We start from the raw sequence: 16,519 nt of genomic DNA, 5'->3' as shown, positions 1-16,519 counted from the left end.
CACTAATAGTGCTGTTAAAATCTATGATAATTGTAACAGGTTTTCGTAAAAAATGTGACGGTTTTCACCATCCATTTTATTACAATTTTGATTCCGTTTAATACAATGACCTTTTACAACTCCCGTTTAACGAAATCTATGATTTTCCCCTTATCGTCAAACTTCACAGCTCGATAGACCGCATCATGATAAAACGTGAACCATGCACCGTCAGTCATCCCTTTATTCGTCCATTTTTGCTTATGCGTAATTGATGTCATCGGGTAATCATCGTATGCAAGGACCCAAAGGACATTCTGGTGAGCGTGGGTCGGCATGATATCTGCCATATGAATATAAGATTCACTCCCTTGGCTGAAATGCACAATCGAGTGCCCATCACTGTGGCCACCCGTATGTACCATCTCCAATCCAGGTAATACTTGAAGTTCATCTTTGAATGTATGAACCTGTTGTTCGATTCCCTTCCAGTTCATCTCCCAATATGTATTTTTCGAACGAATATTTGGGTTCCTTAGTTCAATCCATTCCGTTTCAGATATATAAATCGTTGCATTTTTGAACGTTGGAACGAATTGACCACCATTAGGTTTTGTCAAACCGCACGCATGATCAAAATGCATGTGTGTCATTAATACGATATCGATATCATCTGTTGTAAGGTTGAAATTGGACAATTCACGATCAATACTAGACTCCTCTGTAACACCGTAATTTCTGCGTTGTTTTTCGTTCAGCTTGTTATTTCCGATCCCAGACTCAATTAATATATTTTTACCCTGATATTGAAAAAAAATAGGATCTGTACGGAGTTCGATTTGGTTCTTATCATTATATGGATATTTGTTTTCCCATAGAGGTTTTGGGACAACTCCAAACATTGCTCCTCCGTCCATATGAGTAACACCACCATTCAACCAGTGAAGCGTAATCTCGCCGATTTGAAGCGTTTCCATGTATGACCACTCCTCTACTCTCTCGTTTTCTTACAAGTAAGTAGGCTAAAGCTTGGCCTTCACTAAGCTTAACCTTGCCATGTTTTCTTTATTGTAGCATATTGACTAAATGTTTCGAGCTTAGCTGCTCACATCAATCTTTGCCTCGATAAACTGCCTCACAGCGATAAATACGATTCCCTATTGCTGAAAACTTTTCTTCATATTCTGTCATCACATTTCCAGACCAAGCACTACGATGTAAATCAAGCGAGATATTCTGAATGAGCATTTCGTATTTAGAGAAGCTGTACAACGAATATTCAAACAGATACTGATTGTCCGTCTTTAAATGGACTTCCCCTTTTGGAATTAATATGGTTTCATATGCATTTAAAAACGTTTCAAAAGTTAACCGACGTTTTTCATGGCGGTTTTTTGGCCAAGGATCTGAAAAGTTTAAATATACCCTTTGCACCTCGTTTAATGCAAAATAATCTTTAAGGTCGATCGCATTTATATTCATAAGATGAATATTATCCAATTCAGTATCTGCTACTTTATCAATTGCTGATACAATAATACTTTTCTGACGTTCAATCCCAATAAAATTGATATCTGGATAGCGCTCGGCCATTCCACAAATAAATTGCCCTTTCCCAGTTCCTACTTCAATATGAATCGGATTATCGTTTCCGAAAACCTCTTTCCATCGCCCTTTCCAATTCTCAGGATTAGGTACTACAATCTTCGAATAATGATCAATTTTATCTTGTGCCCACGGTTTGTTTCTTAGTCGCATATTTTCAATACCCTTTCTGAACGTATGTTTTGCCCTAGTCATTTTATCATGATTTGTTGAATTTGTTATAGGTGTTCCTTATTTTACATTATTAATCCTCAATTATAGAGTATATGAGCGATAAACAGAGCAATTCTTTATCTTAGTGCTCTCAGCTATATTAACGTCATTACAACCGCTTAGACTACACGACAAACAGATTCTACTCGTTAGGTTAGTAAACGCTTTCAGGGGTATGATATTACTTGTGTGACACGTTAAAAAAATAGGAGTGAGCTTAACAAATCCATGACGATTCTAAAAAAAGCTGCTGCCAAAACAGCAGAAATCTCCGTATTAACAGTATTCAGCGGTCTATTCGCAGGTTATGCACTTGTTATTTATCCAATCGAACGAATTGCGCTTAAACAAAATACGAGAGCACAAAAAGTGAAGATCAAATACGCGTCTCAATAATAAAGTAGACTAAATATAAAGAAAACAGTACGATTAATGGGTTGACTTAAATAAAGTCAGCTCATTTTTATTACACGTTTCCAAGTTTTCTTTATGAGTAAAGAAAGTATAAAAGTTTGCGGCATGGATGTAATGTCCAGCTTCAGCGCCCAACCACTTGGATCACTTCAGGCCTCCTGTGGCGACAACACACTGAAGTACTCCATGTATATTCCCACGCAGGGCCGAACTTGTTTGGGCCGGGCCTCCTCGTCGGTCTTCCAGTAACCTTCGTGGCTAAGCAGGGCGCTTGCGCTTTTCTTATCTTGGTATAATAAAGATTGTTTTCCATCGGAAGGTTTGAGAAAATAAAAGGAATACGTTAAACAAAGGTGGATTAGTATGGCAAACTTTTTGATTTTTTGGGCGCCACCACTCGTACTTTTAATCGGCATCGCTATTCTATTTACATGGGGAGCAAAGAAATAACTGGATAAACTAGTGGTATTAACAGCATCCTATAGAAAAAGCACGAAAGGTTGATGGTTAATGCCATTGCAAACGAACGACCAATTTACACTATTGGTTGATATATTACGTACGCATCAGCTTGATCATTGTGGGTCACATTCCGAGTGCCAACAATTAGAACGTCTTACAAACTCCCTGCTCCAAAATCCAAATACTCCACCAGAATTAAAAGATACGTTATTATCTATTCAAGCTTATAGCCAAGCAGGTGGTGAATCAGAGTCTGTAGACGATCATGTTCTTGGACATGAGGATTACTTAATGCATTGGATGAGTACATTAGATTCCAGATAATAAATAAAAACCACCCGTAATCACGGGTGGTTTTTATTTATTTTTGAAGAAAGTAATGATTCAAATTCAGTAAAAAGTCTTTCCAATAATCAGCCTGTTCACTTTGTCCACGTTCCAAATGCCAGAATATTGACTCAATGGTTTGAGCAACAATGTACCAATGCATGCGACCTTCAAGTGAATTTGTCAAAGGCACCCCATATGAGCGTAGCCACTCTTCCCATTGAGAGTCAGGAATGTACCAATAAAGTAACATCGCTAGATCAAGAGCAGGGTCGGCAATGATCGCTCCATCCCAATCAATTAAGAACATCCGATTGTCCTCGTTCAACAGCCAGTTGTTATGATTCACATCTCCGTGACAAACGACGTACTGCTCTGTCACTACATTATCAACATTTTCCCTTAAATATGTTAGGAAAGGTTTCATTTCTTGATGATATATTGAATAATTATTGGATTTAGCTTCGATTTCTGTAAAAACCTCTGCAGGTGTTACTGGATGCTTTCCCAACCGGTGTAACATCGAAACCAATTCTTGTGAACGATGAATTTTGGAGAGCAGTTTTGAAACTAAATCCTTATTCATTTCTGTTGCCTTTAGTTCACGACCATTGAGCCAGTGTTGGGCAGTAATCACATCTCCGTTTTCCAAACGCTTTGTCCAAAGAAGTTTTGGAACAATTCCTTCTGCCGATAGTACAGCAAGGAAAGGTGAAGAATTCCGCTTAAGGAAAATCTTTTCTTCTCCATATTGAGCGATATAAGCTTCGCCGGTTGCGCCGCCTGCTGGCTTAACCTGCCAGCCGCTTCCTAGAATATGTTTCAATGAGTTCACCTTCGTTTTCATCATTCTACCTATAATATCGGCAAGATGTGTTTAATTTCTATGCAAATAAAGATAAATCAGTACAGATACAATATTCTAACACATAACCTTGAATTTTCGAAGTCTAACCATAATATAATAAAAATTAAAAGCTTTTTCATATGGTGCCACTCTCTTTCAATGATCTTAATCCCAATTGTTCTTAGAGTCCCATTCAGGCCGTTTATATGAGCTACTCACACCATGTTCTATGATTGCCTTTGCGGCTTTGAGCTGTTTGAACTTTATCGGACTAGGCTGTCTTTTAAGCCTTAAATGCCAATCTTTAAAAGTTCGTTGGTCAATTATCTTGATATAGGAAGGGGTTGTGTCATTGTTTATAATGCCTTCTTTTGCTACAAGTGTGTAATGAACCTTTAGATCCAATAACGTTAAATTGACGCACCTATCAAGAAAATAATTCATTCTTTGGATTGCTGGAACTGGACTAATCATTTGTTGGGATTGCTTAGCTTCCACTGAACTCCAAAAGCGTCCTTTTGTTCCAGTAACAATCGTATCCGTGCTAATATCAATAAAGACAAGGCAATGAACAGAGTCAGGTCCGATTAGAATAACATCAAGTTGTGTGGCTGCATTTTTCATTTGTAATATTGGCTTATATAGGAGGAGATAATTATCTGGTAGTTCTGTTAATAGAAATTTCAAACAAGAATCTGATGGAGTGCTGTGTGATAGTCGAGACTTCTCCGTTAGCGTAGAACTAGCCCATTTTAATTGGAAACGAAAAATTTCGTCCATAAATTGTGTTTTCAATTCTTCTATACTTGAAATATCGGCCTTTATGTAGAAATTCTCAAGAAGTATTTCAGGTTGCTCAGACCTTTTTCTCCACCATTTTTTATCGTCAACAGGTTCCTGAGGATCTCGTGATGATACAGTACTGTTAATTCGGTCTTCCCAATTTGTTTTGACCCGTTCCCATCGATCTCTTTTTAATCGTGTATATTGACCTGTATAACGAAATACATCTGCCTCATACCGCGAAATACAGTCTTCTAGTTTAAGTAGTTGTGCCAAGTTTATCCCCCGCTTTAGCATAGCCTGAGCCTTAGTCCCTAAAGGGATGACCTAAAGGCACTTGCTTTATTCTATAGAAAGGTATTTGAATACCTTCTTAACTTGTAAAATAGACAAATAGCGGAACCAGAACAGATGCAAACAATGCAGAAAGAGTCATTGCCACGGAGCTTACAGCAGCTGCACGTTCCCCGTATTCCAATGACTTCGCTGTCCCAATTGCGTGTGATCCGGCTCCTAAGCTGATTCCCTTCCCGAGGTCGCTTCTTATTTTCACCCATTTAAAAAGGTATGGAGCTAGAATTACACCGCCGATTCCAGCAACCATTACAAATACGACTGCAATTGCGGGAGTTCCGCCTGAAACTTGTGCAATTTCCATGGCAACTGGTGTAGTTACAGACTTCGGTAATAAAGACGTTCGGATCGATTCGGGTACCCCTAATAACCAAGCGAAGCCAAACCCGGTCATAATCCCAACACACACTCCTACAAAAATACCAATCAACAACGGAAGACTATAGCATTTAATCATTGCACGTTGTTGATACAGCGGAAAGGCAAGTGCCACAACAGCTGGTCCAAGCAGTTCATCGATCCACTGAGCGCCATCCATGTATCGTTGGTAAGGCATACCAAAAGCTATTAAAATAATGATAATTACAAGTGTTGTCGTTAATATTGGCATCATAAATGGATAGGTAACACGTCTATAACCATAACGAGCCCCAATATAGATTAGAATTGTTCCCACTGAAGCAAGCATTGTTAATACGGTATTAGTCATTTGAATACTTTGTTTTTGACATAACGTATTCAAAGATTTTCGCAGAAATAATCATTACTAGGACCGTGCTTACGAGTACAGCTGGGATTAGTAATAGTCCTTTCCCTTGAAAAAAATAGTCGTATTGCATTACTCCTACAGTTACGGGAACGAAAAATAACGTTAAGTGCTTCAATAAAAATCTAGACCCCTTCTCTATTATGAAAACCGGAATTAATTTAAGACTCAGAAGTGAAAATAAAAGCAAAAAACCAATAATACTTCCAGGGAGAGGTAAGGAAAGGTTAACTTGAAGCCAAACCCCTACCCGATAAATGCCATATAAAAGTACAACTTGAACAGCAATCTTCAAAAAGGGTTTAACACTCATTCGTTGGCGTGTGCTCCAATTTAAATTTGTGAAGGGGCACGTACATAGGCTGTCGACTTGGTTGAATTTCATAAAGGATTAGTTCATCCACCTGCCACTTTAGTGAGTCAAGAAGTGCAGGTTCCGGAATTTCCTTTAATGATACGACTTGTTCTGCCGCACCACTCCATCTTTTACCGATTGTAATATGTGGTCGAAATGGCCTTTTTTCAATGTTAAATCCAGTTTTTCGGCATGTGGTTGCGACATCCTTTTGCAAGAAGGAAAGCTGTTCAGACGATTCCATACCGAGCCAAAATACACGTGGAGCCGATATGTTTCCAAATACACCTGGTTTATCTACCTTTAATTGAAATGGTTTGTGAAGTTGGATTTGTTGACCTAGTTCTCTTTTCAAAGCATCTACTTGTTGTTCTGATGTAGTGCCAAGAAATGCGAGGGTGATATGGTAGTCCCCTTTACCCGTCCATTTTTTCAGCGGAAGTTCTGGTTGTACTCGTGCTGAATACTCAAATAACCGTTGCTGAATCCTTTCAGGTAGAGGCACAGCCATAAATGTATGTTTTTCCATCGTTACCTCCATATCAGGTTTCTCTTAAGTTTATCAAAAACAGCGAATGACTTATATATTTTCCTCCTATAATGGAGGAAGATATAAAATCCACATTCAATAAAACGGATAAGTAGAGCGGAATACTAGGTTTTGATATACTACTAATAGTACCTTTATTATTGAACGTCGAAGGAAGTGTTTATGTATGCAAGTTGTCAATAACATCTCTGGACTAATTGGAGATACACCATTTGTAAAATTAAACCGTTTGGCTGACCCGAATGGCGCTGACGTCTATGTGAAGCTTGAATCCTTCAATCCGAGTGGCAGTATTAAGGACAGAGCAGCTTTTAACATGATTAATGAAGCAGAGAAACAAGGGTTATTAGCAGAAGGTTCAACAATCATTGAACCTACATCTGGGAATACAGGAATTGGCTTGGCGATGAATGCAGCTGCAAAAGGCTACAAAGCAATGATCGTAATGCCAGACACAATGACAAACGAACGGATTAACCTTTTAAAAGCATACGGTGCACAAGTAGTGTTAACACCTGGGGACGAAAAAATGCCTGGAGCGATTGCAAAGGCTAAAGAATTAGTAGATAAAATACCGAATAGTTTTATGCCGATGCAATTTGAAAACCCAGCGAATCCGGATGCTCATCGAAATACAACAGCAATTGAGGTAATAGAAGCAGCTAAAGAAATCGGTAAGAACTTTAAAATGTTCGTTTCGCCTGCAGGTACAGGTGGGACCATTACTGGAACAGGTGAAACCTTAAAAAAACATTTACCTAACCTTCATATTAAAGTCGTTGAACCAGAAGGATCACCTGTGTTATCAGGAGGTAAGCCTGGAAAGCATAAATTAGTCGGTACAAGTCCAGGCTTTATTCCAGCGATTCTTAATCAGGATGTATATGATGAAATTCAACAAGTTTCTGATCTAGAAGCGTACGAAATGACTCGCAAACTAGCCCGTGAGGAAGGAATATTGGTAGGTCCTTCTTCAGGTGCAGCTGTCCATGGAGCACTACAAGCTGCAAAAAAATTGACACCCGATGATGTTGTTATCTCCATAACATGCGACTCAGGAGAACGTTACCTATCAAGTGATCTGTTTGATTTTACAAAAGATTAAATAATAAAAACAGGGTGACTGTTAGCTGTCACCCTGTTTTTATTTTATCAAGTAAATTTAAAGTTGATAAGTAGAAGGATAATTCCAATAAACGTCATGATTCCGAAGAATAAGTACATCGCAAATAGCGAATAGGTATCATAAATGATTCCGCCGAAAAACGTGCAGAACCAGCTTCCGAGTCCATTTCCCATCGAGCTATACAAAGCTACTGCGGTCGCCTTCACATCATCTGGTGCGATTTCACGGACATACTGGAGCGCTGCGGGGATAAAGAGTCCGATTGAAAATCCTTGTGCAATAGTCGTCGCATAGACAACCGATAATGTCGGCTCCGTAAAATAAAACACCCAGCGCAGCGCGGAGATCAAAGCCGCTGATACGAGAATTTTTTCAATTCCTACCTTTCGTATCCAATTGCCTGAAAATTTCATGAAGGGTGCCTCACTCCCTGCAGCAAGGAGGAATGCAACCCCAACCCCAGCAAGTGTTCCACCGAGTTCTTGAATATATAACCCAAAGTAAAAGTTATTCGAAAAAATCGGTCCAAAAACCGAAAATGTCGTGATCAAAAATAAAGTGAATTTAGGCATCCGTAACAACTTCGAAATACCTGTCCGCAAATCCACCTGAATCGAATTACTCTCTTTAGGCATGGACAGAACAAAGATCATACATAAAATCAATACACCAGCAAAGCAATAAAATATGATTTTAAGACCCGCTGTTTCCGCAAGAGAGCCCATTACGTAAACAGCAAGTGCAAAACCCAGTGCTCCCCACAAACGGAAGTTCCCGTAATCTTTATTCGTCACCATCACATAATTCAGCGTGATACTATCTGATACAGGGACAATCGCACTTTGGAAAACAGCAAGCAAAATAGAGAAAACAATAAATCCGCTATACGTATCCAAAAAAGCAAAAGGAATTGCAAGTATGCCAGTTAAGCAAAGTGCTAACAGCAAAACACCACGGGGCTTTCTCGTATAATCACAAATAATACCCCATAGCGGCTGTGCAATAATCATGACGACCGGACTGATCGACATGATAGCACCAATTTCAGTTCCTGATAAATGAATGTCCTGTTTTAGATACACACTCAACAATGGGAATAACGTTCCGAATCCAAAAAAGATAAACAAATAAAATAAACTTATATTAACGGATGTTCGATCTAAGGCTCGGTACATAGTAGTTTCTCCTAAGATTCATGCTAGTCTAGTTTTCTTTATTTCGCTAGTTCATAGATAGCTTCTGCATAAATAGCCGCAGCTTTTAAAATATTTTCCACATCTACATATTCATCTTTTTGATGGGCGAGTTCTTCTTCACCTGGGAACAATGCTCCGAATGCTACTCCTGCTTCTAAAGATCGTGCGTACGTTCCACCTCCGATTGAAATCAAATAACCTTCTTCGCCCGTTTGTTTTTCATAGACATTTAGAAGTGTCTTAATTAATGGATGATCTTTTGGAACATGGTGTGGAGTAAGATGTTCAATTTCGTTTAATTCATAGCCGTACTGTTTCCCCACAGAAGTCAATTTTCTCTGAGTTGATTCAAAATCATGCTTTACAGGGTAACGGAGGTTAAGGCCAAATATGCCTCCGTCTGTTGTGGTATACGTCATGATTCCCGTATTTAATGTGAGTGGTCCTGTAATATCGTCGCTATCTTTAATCTCTAACTTATTCCCTTCCGTGTCCCCTGTTAAGTAACCGTTAGCGAGTTCTATAAAGTTCTGTCCACCTTGATCAAAGGAATAGCGAGATAGGAAGTTTAATAAAAATAAGCCTGCATTCTTTCCTTTCTCAGGTGCACTACCGTGAACCGATTGTCCTTCAAGGTGAAAAATAAAGCGCTTATTTTCAACAGAAAGTTTTCCAATCAACTGAAGCTCATTCAGGTACTCCTTATACTCTGCTGCGATCTCCTCTATCTCTACATTTCCTTCGAGTACTGCCTCGGCTTGATCAGGTACCATATTCAGCCTTCTTCCTGACTGAAAGGACAGCAGCCTAACATCTCCTTCGTTAGTTTCTGAGCTTTTCACCTGCCTCCATTCGCAATCAAACAAGCCCTTTTCAGCATAAATAATTGGAAAATCAGCATCTGGAGCAAAACCGATTGTAGGCATTTCTTCATGTTTAAAATAATGCTTTACACACTGCCAGTTACTTTCCTCGTCCGTTCCGATTATCATCCGAACACGTTTAGTTAGCTTCAAGCCGAGTTCATTGATTATTTTCATAGCATAGTAAGCGGCCATAGTTGGTCCTTTATCATCAATCGCACCACGTGCATAAATCTTCCCATCTCGTAGCTCGGCAGCAAATGGATCCGAACTCCATCCGTCACCTTCTGGAACGACGTCAATGTGACAGAGTACCCCAACAAGCTCGTCCCCTTCACCAAATTCAAGATGAGCAGCATATCCATCTAAGTCTTTACTCCTGAAACCGTCTGCCTCTCCTGTTTCTAGTAAGAAATCAAGTCCTTTACGAATTCCTTCTCCAAATGGCGCCCCTTCTTTCGCAGTATCCGGATCTAGAACACTTTTAATTTGTAAAAAAGAGCGTAAATCTTCAATAAAACCCTCTTTGCGGTTTTCTACTTCTTGCTTCCAATTAATCATCATCCATTATCCTCCTTGCTCTATGCTTTACTTTGGATGGCTTCATAGATTGTTTCATCACAAATTACGAATAACCTTGAGTATGAGGTAATCTGATCATCCAATCTGCGGTTAATATCCATTTTATCCCCATCAGCAATTAAGGTCGCCCCCTCCTTAAAAAGCTCATCAAACGCATCTCGATACGTCTTCCAATGTGGGCGAACCTTAATCTCATAAAGGTTATCTCCAATACCTCTGCTCATTAGCTGGCTATAGATTTTCGAAATACCATGCGTAATTGCTGACCGTACTGCAAGTCGAGAAATCGTTTCGTGTGAAAGGATAAATTCATCTACCTTCACATGGCGGAAATTTTTAATATGGGATTCACTCATAATCTCAACCGTACTATGAATATCTGGGGATAGCCTTTCAATCGATGTTACAATGAGAAGGGTTTTCCCGTCCGTCAATAATGGATCCTCAATCGAATCGTCCGCAAATAGCAATACCGCTTTAGCCTCGGAGAGATTAGCTTGTAGTAATATATTTTCTTGAGCAGGATCCCCTTGTATGTAATGAACACTTTCATGTAAATAAGGTGTTTTGCCTAAACGATCAATAATCACAATTTCCTGTTGAAAATCCTCAGAGTTCAAGATTTCCTCAATAGCAAACCTCGCTTTTTGTGACCATCCAATAATAACAATATGACCTTCCTGTTTATAAGTCAAAAGCCCTTCCTCCTTTCGCCTTCTGAACATCCCGAATCCATCAACAACCTTTCCAATTACGACCCCAATTAGTCCGATGCCAACAATGTATAGAAAGATCGCATACAGCCTACCTCCAACTGAACTTGGGTAAAAGTCGCCATAACCAACTGTCGTAACAGTCGTCATAACCCACCAAAATGCATCAAATGGATTCGCAAATGTTTCCGGCTCTATCGCAACCATCATGTATGTACTGAATAAAATTAATAAAATACTTGTTGTAAACAATGCCCACGTATTTAGTTTGATAATTTTGACCCAAATTCGTTTAAAAACAAACATAAAATCCCCCTTTCTAACTATTATTATCACATATTTTGGTATACTATCTTTGAATTATTGACAGAATTATTATACAATATTTTTAACTAGGAGGTGGGGATTTGGAGCAAACTTACATCCACTCGAAAAGATGAACTGGAGTGGAATTGAGAAGGCCTTTCGAGTACAAAGCCTTTTTAAAATGTTAAATTTGCAAATTGTCTATGCCGGATTTTTTCAAGGATATTGTGCCGTAATTCATCGAATCCTAGCGTAATTGTATTAAGTTATCTCTTCTATAATAAAAAGTTTGAATATTTTAACAAATCATCAATACTATTTTAACAACCTATGGATATACTAGGAATAAGGATTGTTAAAAAGTAAGGAGTGGTTGTTTGAGTCCATCGACTGAACGTATGTTGAACCGTGTCAAGGCCATTTACATTTTTATTTATGAAAGAGGAACGGTAACAACACAACAGCTTGTCGACGAGTTTGGAACAACACAACGAACGATTCAGCGAGATCTAAATGTGCTAACATATAATAACCTCGTATCAAGCCCCACTCGTGGAAAGTGGGAAGCGACCTCCAAGAAAGTCAAATTTGCCTGAACATAAGAAAAGTGCAAGCGCCCTGCTTAGCCACGAAGGTCACTGGAAGACCGACGAGGAGGCTGTTGCCGCCGCAGGAGGCCTGAAGTGATCCAAGTGGTTGGGCGCTGAAGCTGGACATTACATCCATGCCGCAAACTTTTATACTTTCTTTACTCATAAGAAAAGCGCAAGCGCCCTGCTTAGCCACAAGGTCACTGGAAGACCGACGAGGAGGCTGTTGCCGCCGCAGGAGGCCTGAAGTGATCCAAGTGGTTGGGCGCTGAAGCTGGACATTACATCCATGCCGCAAACTTTTATACTTTCTTTACTCATAAGAAAAGCGCAAGCGCCCTGCTTAGCCACAAGGTCACTGGAAGACCGACGAGGAGGCTCGGCCCAAACGAGTTCGGCCCTGCGTGGGAATATACATGAAGTACTTCAGTGTGTTGCCGCCGCAGGAGGCCTGAAGTGATCCAAGTGGTTGGGCGCTGAAGCTAGACATTGCCTCTTTGCATCAAAATTCAACGTCGAGCGTATGCGAAGACGATTGCATAGTCTCTTACTCAATAAGGAAAAGGATTGGCTCAAATACTTGTTTGAGTCAATCCTTTTCAAATGTTTTCAGCAGTCTTTTAGCCATTTCATCATGGAGTTTATTTTTTTAAATTCTTCACATCTTCAACGAGCAGTTCTTTTAAATGGTCGCTTATAATGACCTCATCTTTGGACCAGTCAATTGTACCTTCAAGTGGCATAAATTTATTTTCTTCTGACATTAAACGCGCCCAAAATCCTTCGGCAAGAGATACTCCGACCACTTTTTTCATATTCCAGTCAATGATTACATCCTTTACCTTACCTAGAGAATCACCGCTTTGTGTTAGTACTTTCTTTTCCATTAAACCGGTCGCCGCAATTGAATTTATTGGATCATGTGCCTGTCGATCAAGACCCGTTACGATAACCTTATCATTAAGAATTTCCTCGATGTGATTAAACGGGATGTAGAAGGTTTCCTTCGTAAAGTTTCTTGTTATACTATCATCTGACGTAATCGGAGGCGTGTTCATTCCCATATATCCACCAGCGCTTTGAGTCACATTCGCCATTGAAGGCTCAACACTATGATCCCGATCACCCTCAGCAGGTCTCTTTTCTACATATAAAATATAATCCAATTCAAAATTATGTTTTTCAAGAAGAATGTCCCCTACCGTATGCTTGGTTGCTTCCTCACTATCCTTGTATCCAATCTTCTTACCTAATAGTTCTCTTCCTAGAATTAGCATGAGCAAACTCTCCTTTTTCACCTTAAATTTGGTGTTAGTGTTTAATACCCCACTCATCGGGAATTCAAACAATATGGAGATTTAATGACTAGGAGAGTCCATTTCCAAGGCTTCGAGTTCTTCTATATTAAGAGCACGATATTCACCTAAAGAAAGATTTTCATCCAAGCATAGAGAGCCCATTTTAATTCGCTTCAAATAAACAACTTGCTTATCTACTGCTTCAAACATTCGTTTCACTTGATGATATTTGCCTTCTGTAATCGTCAATTCAATTTCTGATCTTTCATTACTGACAAGGATCGTTAATTCAGCTGGTTTAGTAACGTATCCATCATCTAGGGTAACCCCTTGTGAAAACATCTGTTGATCTGTTGCTGTCACCCTTCCCTTCACTATTGCGAAATAGGTTTTCGGTACATGTTTGTTTGGTGATAATAAACGGTGCGTCAACTGACCATCATTCGTGAGCAAAAGAAGGCCTTCTGTATCTTTATCAAGACGACCGACTGGAAATGGAGAAAATGCTGCCTCATCTTCTTCCAACAAATCGAGTACCGTCCTGTGAGACACGTCCTCGGTTGCAGAAATGACATCCCCGGGTTTGTTCATCATTAGATAGATATGTTCTATGTACTTCACCTCATCGCCTGCAACTGCAATTAAGTCGGAATCCGTATTCACATGTTTCTTTGCATCTTTAATCGGCGTCCCATTAACGGTTATTAGACCTTTCTTGAGTAGCTTCTTAACCTCTTTACGACTTCCATAATTCATATTGGCAAGCAGTTTATCTATGCGCAAAACAAATCGACCTCCTAATTTGTAAATATGTGGCTTAATCCTTTGCGGAAAGGGTATAATAAGTAATAAAAATAGTGCAAAAGGAGGGGTACCATTGAAACATAAAATTGGGCTTTTAGCCACGGGTAGAAAAAAATTAGACCATTCAGCACCAGTAATCGAGTTTTATACAAGTCCATTATTTCAAAAATCGGTTCAATATGCTCAAAAGCAGTATGACCGCTTTTATTTTTATAATGCCAAAGATGGTCTCTTATTACCAGGTGATAAATTAGAACCGTACGACCTTTCAATTAAAACATTTTCAATTATGGAGAAAAAAGTCTGGGCTAGAAAAGTTATCGAAGTCTTTAAAAAGTATGAATCTCCCGATAAGGTCAATGTTTACCTGCATGGAGGGAAAGTGTACCGAGATCATCTCGAACCCCAGCTCGAACAAAAAGGCTATCATTATGAAATTCCAATGAAAGGTCTTGGCATTGGCCAACAGTTGGCTTGGTTTGATAAACAGTTAAAAGAATCAAAGGACTAATCCATTACTCTTTATATAAAGAAAACTTGGCAAAGCCAAGCCTTTGGCGCCGGCTGAGCCTTAGTTGCGCTTATACTATAGAAAGTATTTTTATACTTTCTTAACGTGCATGAAAAGAAAGAAGGCCTCATAAAGACCTTCTATCGCTTAGATCGCGCTCTCTTTTTTCGAAGGAAACGATTGAGACGATCACCAAAAATATGTTGTAGGAGTCCAGAAAAATGACTCATATACAAATAGACTCCCGCACCTGCGGCTACCCCGGTTAACAATACGGTCACAGATGTAAAGAACTCTTTATAATCCGTGCCAACCATACTCTCGACTGCCCACTTGGTTAATACAACCGCACTAACCATCAGAGCAACGAACATTCCGATCAAAATCGTTCGTTTAAAAACAGGCTTAAAGCTATAATTTGTCTGTCTACGAATGATGATGAGATTTATTGTAATCGAAAGTAGATATCCAAGGTTTGTACAAATGACTGCACCAGCAATCCCGAAATTAGCAATGAATATATAGTTTAGACTGATTTTTACGAGAACCCCAGCTAACAGACTGTAAACCGCGAATCTTTGTTGATTGATTCCTTGAAGAATTGCAGCTGTCACCGTAAAAAGTGCAAACAAGATTGCCGTCGGTGCATACCACGTAAGTACATATCCACCAATACCAATAAAATTTTCAAACAATACGGAATAAGCGGGTAACCCCAATAAGGATAGCCCAACTCCAGCAGGAATCGTAAGGAACAAGACAATTTCAAACGTTTTCGTGATTTGTTGTTGCATTGTGCTAAAATCTTTTTTTGTATATAAATTGGTAATTAACGGGATGACTGTTAATGCGAGCCCTGTCGATAAGGAGACAGGAATCATAATTAACTTTTGTGAGTATGTTTGCATGATCGCATAATAATTTTCTGCTGTATCTTGTGTGTAACCAAGCCCATGTTGCAACGCATTGTTTATTGTAAACATATCGATTGTTGAATAGATTGGTATAGCTAGTCCGACTGCTACAAATGGAACCGCATACTGAATCAATTCTTTGTACATCTTAACTAATGGTACTTTGTGATTCTTACTGTTTTTCATTAGCTTGTCCAAGTGGGGCTTTCGTTTCTTCCAATACCAAACCAAGATCAACAGGGAAGCTAATGCGGAAATGAATGCAGCAAACGTAGCATAGCCAACAGCTGTACTCACATCGCCTTTAAATACAATTACAATGAGAAATGCACTAATTAAAATAAACCCGACACGGACGATCTGTTCGACAACCTGAGACAAAGCTGTTGGTCCCATCGATTGGAACCCTTGAAAATAGCCGCGGATCAAACTCATTGAAGGGACGATGATGAGAGCAGTTGAAACTAGTTGAATCACCATTTTCACATCTTCTACGGAGTTCCCTTTCACACCATTATTACCGACAAGTAAACCTGCAACCCATTCTGCTAAGAAAAACAAAGCTAGAAATGCAAGAATACCACTTAATGACATTAATACTAAACCAGATCTCATCAGTCTCCGTCCAGTTATATAGTCATCTAACGCGTTATATTTGGAAACAAACTTTGAAACAGCTAAAGGCAAGCCCAGTGTCGCTACACTAAGTATGATTGCATAAGGAGTGTAGGCATATCCGTATAATGCTCCTCCTTCTGTTCCTACAAGCCACTCAAATGGTATAACGAAAATAAGTCCAAGAAATTTTGAAAAGAAAGTAGCCGCTGTAAGAATCAGCGTACCACGTAATAACTTTGACATAGATTGTCCCTTCTCCCAGTTTCCTAACATCTAATCTTATGTATTTTACCATAGTATCTACGCATTCGCTAAACGCTTTTCATATCACTTATTTATCTAG

The 16,519-nt window shown here is 39.3% G+C and carries 19 protein-coding genes; 6 read left to right on the top strand and 13 right to left on the bottom strand.

What is annotated here, in order from left to right:
- Window positions 1-113 precede the first annotated feature (113 nt).
- Window positions 114-956, bottom strand: coding sequence for a YtnP family quorum-quenching lactonase (locus NON16_RS22125; protein ID WP_257351573.1), 843 nt, complete (start codon window positions 954-956; stop codon window positions 114-116).
- A gap of 133 nt (window positions 957-1,089) precedes the next feature.
- Window positions 1,090-1,737 carry a tRNA (guanosine(46)-N7)-methyltransferase TrmB gene (gene trmB, locus NON16_RS22120; protein ID WP_257351572.1) on the bottom strand — a complete coding sequence of 216 codons (648 nt, stop codon included), beginning with the start codon at window positions 1,735-1,737 and terminating at the stop codon, window positions 1,090-1,092.
- A 288-nt stretch (window positions 1,738-2,025) separates the two neighbouring features.
- Between trmB and NON16_RS22115 the strand changes: the two genes are divergently transcribed.
- The 3 genes from NON16_RS22115 to NON16_RS22110 all read left to right on the top strand — a co-directional run bounded on the left by NON16_RS22115 (window position 2,026) and on the right by NON16_RS22110 (window position 2,997).
- Window positions 2,026-2,193, top strand: coding sequence for a hypothetical protein (locus NON16_RS22115; protein WP_257351571.1), 168 nt, complete (start codon window positions 2,026-2,028; stop codon window positions 2,191-2,193).
- Window positions 2,194-2,574: 381 nt separating this feature from the next.
- Complete coding sequence (cydS, locus tag NON16_RS25760) at window positions 2,575-2,661, top strand: cytochrome bd oxidase small subunit CydS family protein (protein WP_372508866.1); 87 nt, start codon at window positions 2,575-2,577, stop codon at window positions 2,659-2,661.
- A 60-nt stretch (window positions 2,662-2,721) separates the two neighbouring features.
- Window positions 2,722-2,997, top strand: coding sequence for a YtzH-like family protein (locus NON16_RS22110; RefSeq protein WP_257351570.1), 276 nt, complete (start codon window positions 2,722-2,724; stop codon window positions 2,995-2,997).
- A gap of 37 nt (window positions 2,998-3,034) precedes the next feature.
- Here NON16_RS22110 and NON16_RS22105 read toward each other — a convergent pair whose 3' ends face one another.
- From NON16_RS22105 to thpR, 5 genes are all read right to left on the bottom strand, one after another.
- Window positions 3,035-3,826, bottom strand: coding sequence for a phosphotransferase family protein (locus NON16_RS22105; protein WP_257351569.1), 792 nt, complete (start codon window positions 3,824-3,826; stop codon window positions 3,035-3,037).
- Between the two features lie 186 nt (window positions 3,827-4,012).
- Entirely contained in the window at window positions 4,013-4,906 is an 894-nt protein-coding gene (locus NON16_RS22100) for a hypothetical protein (protein WP_257351568.1), read from the bottom strand.
- 97 nt (window positions 4,907-5,003) lie between these two features.
- Entirely contained in the window at window positions 5,004-5,693 is a 690-nt protein-coding gene (locus NON16_RS22095) for an LrgB family protein (RefSeq protein ID WP_257351567.1), read from the bottom strand.
- Entirely contained in the window at window positions 5,686-6,063 is a 378-nt protein-coding gene (locus NON16_RS22090) for a CidA/LrgA family protein (RefSeq protein ID WP_257351566.1), read from the bottom strand. Before NON16_RS22090 ends, NON16_RS22095 begins: the two co-directional genes overlap by 8 nt.
- Window positions 6,053-6,634, bottom strand: coding sequence for an RNA 2',3'-cyclic phosphodiesterase (thpR, locus tag NON16_RS22085; RefSeq protein WP_257351565.1), 582 nt, complete (start codon window positions 6,632-6,634; stop codon window positions 6,053-6,055). The genes NON16_RS22090 and thpR overlap by 11 nt, the downstream gene beginning before the upstream one ends.
- Window positions 6,635-6,821: 187 nt before the next feature.
- Here thpR and cysK point away from each other — a divergent pair, with 187 nt between their 5' ends.
- Window positions 6,822-7,760: a cysteine synthase A gene (gene cysK / locus NON16_RS22080; RefSeq protein WP_257351564.1), complete on the top strand. Its 939-nt coding sequence runs from the start codon at window positions 6,822-6,824 to the stop codon at window positions 7,758-7,760.
- A gap of 47 nt (window positions 7,761-7,807) precedes the next feature.
- Here the strand turns inward: cysK and NON16_RS22075 are convergent, their stop codons facing one another.
- The 3 genes from NON16_RS22075 to NON16_RS22065 are packed head-to-tail and all read right to left on the bottom strand — an operon-like array spanning window position 7,808 to window position 11,441.
- Complete coding sequence (locus NON16_RS22075) at window positions 7,808-8,956, bottom strand: MFS transporter (RefSeq protein WP_257351563.1); 1,149 nt, start codon at window positions 8,954-8,956, stop codon at window positions 7,808-7,810.
- A gap of 38 nt (window positions 8,957-8,994) precedes the next feature.
- On the bottom strand, window positions 8,995-10,404 hold the full coding sequence (gene pepV, locus NON16_RS22070; protein WP_257351562.1) for a dipeptidase PepV: 1,410 nt from the start codon (window positions 10,402-10,404) through the stop codon (window positions 8,995-8,997).
- A 17-nt stretch (window positions 10,405-10,421) separates the two neighbouring features.
- The gene (locus NON16_RS22065; RefSeq protein WP_257351561.1) at window positions 10,422-11,441 is read right to left on the bottom strand and encodes an ion channel; all 1,020 of its coding nucleotides are present in this window, start codon (window positions 11,439-11,441) and stop codon (window positions 10,422-10,424) included.
- Window positions 11,442-11,818: 377 nt separating this feature from the next.
- Between NON16_RS22065 and NON16_RS22060 the strand changes: the two genes are divergently transcribed.
- On the top strand, window positions 11,819-12,037 hold the full coding sequence (locus tag NON16_RS22060; RefSeq protein WP_257351560.1) for a DeoR family transcriptional regulator: 219 nt from the start codon (window positions 11,819-11,821) through the stop codon (window positions 12,035-12,037).
- A gap of 635 nt (window positions 12,038-12,672) precedes the next feature.
- On the opposite strand, the gene NON16_RS22055 is transcribed toward NON16_RS22060, so the two are convergent.
- Window positions 12,673-13,308 (bottom strand): PRC-barrel domain-containing protein, encoded by a 636-nt coding sequence (locus NON16_RS22055; protein ID WP_257351559.1) that lies wholly within the window; start codon window positions 13,306-13,308, stop codon window positions 12,673-12,675.
- Between the two features lie 81 nt (window positions 13,309-13,389).
- Window positions 13,390-14,112 (bottom strand): pseudouridine synthase, encoded by a 723-nt coding sequence (locus tag NON16_RS22050; RefSeq protein WP_257351558.1) that lies wholly within the window; start codon window positions 14,110-14,112, stop codon window positions 13,390-13,392.
- Window positions 14,113-14,206: 94 nt separating this feature from the next.
- Between NON16_RS22050 and NON16_RS22045 the strand changes: the two genes are divergently transcribed.
- Window positions 14,207-14,644 (top strand): DUF6884 domain-containing protein, encoded by a 438-nt coding sequence (locus NON16_RS22045; RefSeq protein WP_257351557.1) that lies wholly within the window; start codon window positions 14,207-14,209, stop codon window positions 14,642-14,644.
- Between the two features lie 140 nt (window positions 14,645-14,784).
- On the opposite strand, the gene NON16_RS22040 is transcribed toward NON16_RS22045, so the two are convergent.
- Window positions 14,785-16,419, bottom strand: coding sequence for a putative polysaccharide biosynthesis protein (locus NON16_RS22040; RefSeq protein WP_257351556.1), 1,635 nt, complete (start codon window positions 16,417-16,419; stop codon window positions 14,785-14,787).
- Window positions 16,420-16,519: the final 100 nt, after the last annotated feature.

It is taken from the genome of Pseudalkalibacillus decolorationis, assembly GCF_024609785.1.
Taxonomy (GTDB): domain Bacteria; phylum Bacillota; class Bacilli; order Bacillales; family Fictibacillaceae; genus Pseudalkalibacillus; species Pseudalkalibacillus decolorationis.
The sequence above is the reverse complement of the archived record's forward strand: the minus strand, read 5'-3'. Positions and strand labels throughout refer to the sequence as shown.

Excerpts from the sequence above, each read along its gene's own strand:
- NON16_RS22125 (WP_257351573.1), bottom strand. The coding sequence starts at position 956 with ATGGAAACGCTTCAAATCGGCGAGATTACGCTTCACTGGTTGAATGGT.
- trmB (WP_257351572.1), bottom strand. The coding sequence starts at position 1,737 with ATGCGACTAAGAAACAAACCGTGGGCACAAGATAAAATTGATCATTAT.
- NON16_RS22115 (WP_257351571.1), top strand. The coding sequence starts at position 2,026 with ATGACGATTCTAAAAAAAGCTGCTGCCAAAACAGCAGAAATCTCCGTA.
- cydS (WP_372508866.1), top strand. The coding sequence starts at position 2,575 with ATGGCAAACTTTTTGATTTTTTGGGCGCCACCACTCGTACTTTTAATC.
- NON16_RS22110 (WP_257351570.1), top strand. The coding sequence starts at position 2,722 with ATGCCATTGCAAACGAACGACCAATTTACACTATTGGTTGATATATTA.
- NON16_RS22095 (WP_257351567.1), bottom strand. The coding sequence starts at position 5,693 with ATGACTAATACCGTATTAACAATGCTTGCTTCAGTGGGAACAATTCTA.
- NON16_RS22090 (WP_257351566.1), bottom strand. The coding sequence starts at position 6,063 with ATGAGTGTTAAACCCTTTTTGAAGATTGCTGTTCAAGTTGTACTTTTA.
- thpR (WP_257351565.1), bottom strand. The coding sequence starts at position 6,634 with ATGGAAAAACATACATTTATGGCTGTGCCTCTACCTGAAAGGATTCAG.
- cysK (WP_257351564.1), top strand. The coding sequence starts at position 6,822 with ATGCAAGTTGTCAATAACATCTCTGGACTAATTGGAGATACACCATTT.
- NON16_RS22075 (WP_257351563.1), bottom strand. The coding sequence starts at position 8,956 with ATGTACCGAGCCTTAGATCGAACATCCGTTAATATAAGTTTATTTTAT.
- pepV (WP_257351562.1), bottom strand. The coding sequence starts at position 10,404 with ATGATGATTAATTGGAAGCAAGAAGTAGAAAACCGCAAAGAGGGTTTT.
- NON16_RS22065 (WP_257351561.1), bottom strand. The coding sequence starts at position 11,441 with ATGTTTGTTTTTAAACGAATTTGGGTCAAAATTATCAAACTAAATACG.
- NON16_RS22055 (WP_257351559.1), bottom strand. The coding sequence starts at position 13,308 with ATGCTAATTCTAGGAAGAGAACTATTAGGTAAGAAGATTGGATACAAG.
- NON16_RS22040 (WP_257351556.1), bottom strand. The coding sequence starts at position 16,419 with ATGTCAAAGTTATTACGTGGTACGCTGATTCTTACAGCGGCTACTTTC.